Source organism: Roseovarius gaetbuli, assembly GCF_900172365.1.
In the GTDB taxonomy this organism is placed as follows: Bacteria; Pseudomonadota; Alphaproteobacteria; order Rhodobacterales; family Rhodobacteraceae; genus Roseovarius; species Roseovarius gaetbuli.
Genome location: NZ_FWFJ01000122.1, coordinates 1 through 1,178 on the forward strand (window position 1 = coordinate 1; position 1,178 = coordinate 1,178).

General features: G+C 56.7%; 2 protein-coding genes. One reads left to right on the forward strand and one right to left on the reverse strand.

Annotated features, from left to right (window positions below; translation table 11 throughout):
• Nucleotides 1–150: transposase (locus ROG8370_RS19855; protein ID WP_139838253.1), on the reverse strand; the 150-nt coding region annotated here is incomplete at its 3' end.
• Between the two features lie 139 nt (nt 151–289).
• On the opposite strand from ROG8370_RS19855, the gene ROG8370_RS19860 reads away from it, so the two are divergent.
• Nucleotides 290–1,108 (forward strand): cache domain-containing protein, encoded by an 819-nt coding sequence (locus ROG8370_RS19860; protein ID WP_085828833.1) that lies wholly within the window; start codon nt 290–292, stop codon nt 1,106–1,108.
• Nucleotides 1,109–1,178: the final 70 nt, after the last annotated feature.

A 1,178-nucleotide genomic window follows, 5' to 3' on the forward strand; every position in this document is an offset into this window, starting at 1 on the left:
CGCATCCATCCCGCCAAATTTGGCCCGCCATTTGTAAAAGCTGGCGCTGCTCATCCCATGCTCCCGACACAGCTCAGAGACCGGCACACCACCCTCCGCCTGCTTCAGGATCGTCATGATCTGAGCGCCGCTAAATCGTCCGTTCTTCATCGTAAATTTCCTCAGATATCTTGCCGAGAAAATTCTACTTGTGAACACCACTAATTTTTGGGGGGATTACCAACGGTCTTGTCGAGGCTGCGCGTGACGCAGTAGATGGAAAAGGTGTGCCAAGACCTCCACGTTTGGAATGACCGCGCCGGGCCTGTTGGGCACAGCCCCAGCAACCGGGTTTCGTTTGCGCGCCAAGCTTGTGATGATGACGCTCTGCATGACCTTGGCGATGGCGGTAATTTTCGCCGCCATGGCCTACTCCCAGGCGCGTGCAACCGTCCGGCATGCCGCCACAGACCGGTTAGGTGACATTGCACGGCACCATGCAGAACAGATTGCCGATGTGCTTGAACAGACGGCCATTGATGCCACGGTCTTTGCGGGGCTGCTGCCGGTCAGGGAAATTGTTCAAAGCGATCAGATGCCCGCGGGCGATGATCTGCAGCCGAACCCGCTCAAGGCGCAGCGTAAACACCGGCTTCAGGAGATTTTCAGATCCATCCTGACAACGCGCCCGCATTACATGCAGCTCAGGTTTATCGGCCAAGCGGATAACTGGCGCGCACGTGTTCGCGTCGACCGTCATGAGGATCATATAAATGACGTCGACACTGCGGATCTTCAAGCCAAAGGCGGTGAGCCGTACTTGAAAGACCTCGCAAGGCTGGCCGCAGGCCATGGCTATTTTTCGACGGTGACCTACAACCGCGAGCATGGAATCGAAGTTGGCCCGCCAACCATTCGCTACGTGCAGCCGGTGTTGGATGAGGAAGGTGCCTTATATGGCGTCATCGTCGTAAATGCGGATTTTCAGGCTCTGATTACCGCAGCGAGGCCAAGCGTTTCGCTGGGCTTCCGGCTTGGTGTGGTGACGGGCATGGGGGACCACATGACCTTTAGTATCCACGCCGTGGAGCAAACCCTCCGACTTCCAGTCGGACCCGCTTCAGCGTGAAAGAATCGCTTTATGATCGTACCCTCAGAAAAATGAGCCGCAGCCGGGTCGGAGGCTCATTTTTCTGAGG

What these genes read in the sequence shown, in the direction of transcription:
- ROG8370_RS19860 (WP_085828833.1), top strand. Translation starts at nt 290, where the DNA reads ATGACCGCGCCGGGCCTGTTGGGCACAGCCCCAGCAACCGGGTTTCGT.